Source organism: Stenotrophomonas sp. STEN021 (assembly GCF_056760175.1).
This window is the reverse complement of sequence record NZ_JBRREH010000159.1, coordinates 1-2,960: the sequence shown is the minus strand read 5'-3', so window position 1 is coordinate 2,960 and position 2,960 is coordinate 1. Positions and strand designations below refer to the sequence as shown.

Sequence of the window (2,960 nt, the reverse complement as noted above, 5' to 3'; positions counted from 1 at the left end):
CCCCGGCCCCATACCCCAAACCCCCCCCTTCGCGCCCCCCCCCCGGCCCGCCCGCGCCCCCCCGGGCCACCGGTCGGCCCCCCCCGGCCCCGCCACTGCATCTGCTCAGCGCAGCAGGGCGCTGACGGCGCTGCCGAATTGTTGCCGTGCCTGAATCGATGCGGGGTCGTGATTCAACTGGCGCACCGCAACCGCCAAACGCGAGGCACCAACAAAACCACAACTGGCCTGCAGCTTGTGCAGCTGCGCATGCAGGGCTTTGTCGTCATGTTCTTCAAGTGCATGGCTGACCGCATCGCGGGTGCCTGGCAACTCGGACAGGAATAGTTCGCGCAGGGCTCGTACATGCGCCTGTTGCCCGTTCAAGGCACTCATCGCGGCGGATTCGTCCTAATCCAGCGCAGCCTCGGCAACGGTGCCATCGGTTTTTGCTGTGGACTTGCTCAGCGCACGACGTACGCTTTTGAGCAGTGCATCGCGACTGATCGGCTTGACCAGGGCTTCCTGGAAGCCGGCCTGTTGCAGCGTCGACTGTATCTCCTGACTGGTATCAGCGGTGTGCGCCAACGCAACGGTGTGCGGATGGCGTTCACGCAGGCTACGCAGCAGGTTGGCGCCGTTGCCATCAGGCAGGTTCACATCGAGCAGCCACAGGTCGTAGGTGCCACTCTGTGCCAAGTGCAGCGCGCTGGCACATGATTCGGCGATATCAACCTTGGCCGGTAGCGATTCCAGTACAAACTGGAAGAAGCCCTGGCTGGTCATGTCGTCCTCGACCAACAGCAGGCGCGGCAGGTTTCCTTGGTGATGCGTATTCATCTGCTGCCTCCATGTCAGCTACAGCCCGCATATTAGCGATGGCGCTGCGATCTGCAAGTCATCGGGGTGTTCACGTTAAGCATCTGCGACAATGGCCGCCCTTTTGCCCGCAGCCTGTTGCCACGTGGCCCGATCCAGATCCCCCCGCATAGACAAGACCCCGTTCCAGACCGATATCCTCGACCTGAGCCACGACGGCCGTGGCGTTGCCCGCCGCGAAGGCGAGGGTGGCAAGGTCACCTTCATCAGCGGTGCGTTGCCGCAGGAAACGGTAATGGCCGAGCAGACCGGCAAGAGCCGTCATTTCGATGAGGCCAGGACGATCGAAGTGCTCAAGGCCTCGCCGCACCGCGTCGAGCCGCGCTGCCCGCATTTCGGAGTGTGTGCAGGGTGCGTGTTGCAGCATCTGGAAGAGTCGCAGCAGATCGTGGCCAAGCAGCAGGTGCTGACCGATAACCTGACCCGCATCGGCCACGTCAGCCCGGGCGAAGTGTTGCCGGCGCTGGTGGGTGACAGCTGGGGCTATCGCCGCAAGGGTCGCTTTTCGGTGCGTCGCGTCGAGAAGAAGGACAAGACCCTGGTCGGCTTCCGCGAACTGGATCCACGCTTTGTCGCCGATCTGTCGCAGTGCCTGACGGTGATCCCGGAGATCGGCAGCAAGGTGGGCGTGCTGTCCGCGTTCATCGAAACGCTGGATGGCAAGCGCGATATTCCGCAGATCGAATTCATCGCCGGTGATGCCGCCATCGCACTGACCGTGCGTCATCTGCAGCCGCTCAGCGACGCTGACAAGCAGGCATGGATTGCTTTCGGCCAGGAGCATGGTTTTGCGATCTACCTGCAGTCCGGTGGCCTGCACACCGTGGCGCCATTGTGGCCGGTCGAAGGCGTTGCGCTGTCGTTCGCGTTGCCGCAGTGGGACGTGGAGCTGGCGTTCCGTCCGCTGGATTTCATCCAGGTCAATGCCAAGCTCAACCAGCAGATGATCGCGCATGCGCTGACCCTGCTGGACCCGCAGCCGGAAGAGCGCGTGCTCGACCTGTTCTGTGGCCTGGGCAACTTCACCTTGCCGCTGGCACGCAGCGTGCGCGAAGTGGTTGGCGTGGAAGGCGAGGCCGGGCTGGTCGCGCGCGCCAAGGAAAATGCTGAGCGCAATGGCCTGGCCAACGCCGCGTTTTACGCTGCTGATCTGACCCTGGATCAAAGCGAAGCGACGTGGATGAAGCAGGGCTTCGACAAGCTGCTGCTCGATCCGCCGCGTTCGGGTGCGATCGATGTGCTCAAACAGTTGCCGTTGGAACAGTTCAAGCGCATCGTCTATGTGAGCTGCCATCCGGGTTCGCTGGCACGTGATGCCGGCTACCTGGTCAACGAGCGCGGCTTTACCCTGGTATCGGCCGGTGCGATGGACATGTTCCCGCACACCGCGCACGTGGAAAGCATTGCCGTCTTCGAGAAGAGGTAAGCGGTGGGCATCGAGATCGAACGCAAGTTCCTCGTCATCAGCGACGATTGGCGTGCCGCCGCGCACGCCGTCATCCCGATGGCGCAGGGCTATATCAACGACACGGCGGCGATGGACAGTGGCGCGCAGAAGGCTTCGGTGCGGGTCCGCATCCAGGGCGACGAGGCCTACCTGAACATCAAGTCGCGCGAGCTCGGTCACACCCGCCAGGAGTTCGAGTACCCGGTGCCGGTGAACGAGGCGCGTGAGCTGCTGGCGCTGTGCGTCGGTGGCCTGATCGACAAGCGCCGGCATCTGGTCCAACACGGCGGCCTGTTGTGGGAAGTGGATGAATTCCTCGGTGACAACGCCGGACTGGTGGTGGCCGAAGTGGAGCTGGAGAGCGCCGACCAGGTGTTCGCCAAGCCAGACTGGGCCGGTGTCGAGGTGACCGACGAAGTGCGTTACTACAACCTGGCCTTGGCATCGAAGCCGTACAGCCAGTGGTGAAGTGCCCGTAGTGCCGAGCCATGCTCGGCAGCAGCTTCACAAGCAAACCCAGTAGTGCCGAGCCATGCTCGGCAGCAGCTTCACAAGCAAACCCAGTAGTGCCGAGCCATGCTCGGCAGCAGCTTCACAAGCAAACCCAGTAGTGCCGAGCCATGCTCGGCTGAAGCTTTGCCGGTAATGCCTCTGC

The 2,960-nt window shown here is 63.1% G+C and carries 2 protein-coding genes and 1 pseudogene; 2 read left to right on the top strand and 1 reads right to left on the bottom strand.

The window, feature by feature from the left end:
• Window positions 1–105: 105 nt before the first annotated feature.
• Window positions 106–819 (bottom strand): annotated as a pseudogene (locus ACVOL0_RS20265) (Hpt domain-containing response regulator).
• 124 nt (window positions 820–943) lie between these two features.
• On the opposite strand from ACVOL0_RS20265, the gene rlmD reads away from it, so the two are divergent.
• Window positions 944–2,284 (top strand): 23S rRNA (uracil(1939)-C(5))-methyltransferase RlmD, encoded by a 1,341-nt coding sequence (gene rlmD, locus ACVOL0_RS20260; RefSeq protein ID WP_481550610.1) that lies wholly within the window; start codon window positions 944–946, stop codon window positions 2,282–2,284.
• A 3-nt stretch (window positions 2,285–2,287) separates the two neighbouring features.
• Entirely contained in the window at window positions 2,288–2,773 is a 486-nt protein-coding gene (locus tag ACVOL0_RS20255) for a CYTH domain-containing protein (RefSeq protein WP_481550609.1), read from the top strand.
• Window positions 2,774–2,960: the final 187 nt, after the last annotated feature.